The following is a 465-nucleotide window of genomic DNA, read 5'->3' on the forward strand; positions in this document are numbered from 1 at the left end:
GCCCAAGGGCGCGGAGGTCGCTCGCCCGCGCGTCCGCAGGTCGCCCCACGCGTCGCAGCAGCTCCCCGCGCGCCGCGTGGAACAGGTGATAACCGTCGAGCGCATCGGCCAACGGCTCGAGCGCCGCGAGACCGGCCGTCGGCCCGTCCCGCTCGGCAATGGCCAGCGCCCGGTTCATGCCGACCACCGGCGTCGGCTGGGTGCGGTGCAGCGCGTCGTAGAGGGTCACGATGACCGACCAGGGCGTCTGTTCCCAGCTCGGAGCGGTGGCGTGCGCCGCGAGGATGGCCGCCTGGAGCTGGTACGGACCGGCGCGGCCGATGCGCTCCGCCCGCGCGAGTCGCTCCACGGCCTGTCCGATCGCGAGCCCGTCCCATCGTGACCGATCCTGGTCCGGAAGAAGGACGAGGGAGCCGTCGGGCGCAAAGCGCGCATCGGCCCGCGCCAGGTGGAGCTCCATGAGCG

General features: G+C 74.2%; 1 protein-coding gene. It reads right to left on the reverse strand.

What is annotated here, in order from left to right; translation table 11 throughout:
- Positions 1-465 (reverse strand): DUF6596 domain-containing protein (locus tag I6F37_RS39110; RefSeq protein WP_368736813.1); only part of this gene is annotated, 465 nt, incomplete at both ends.

It is taken from the genome of Bradyrhizobium sp. NBAIM08 (assembly GCF_020193935.1).
In the GTDB taxonomy this organism is placed as follows: domain Bacteria; phylum Pseudomonadota; class Alphaproteobacteria; order Rhizobiales; family Xanthobacteraceae; genus Bradyrhizobium; species Bradyrhizobium yuanmingense.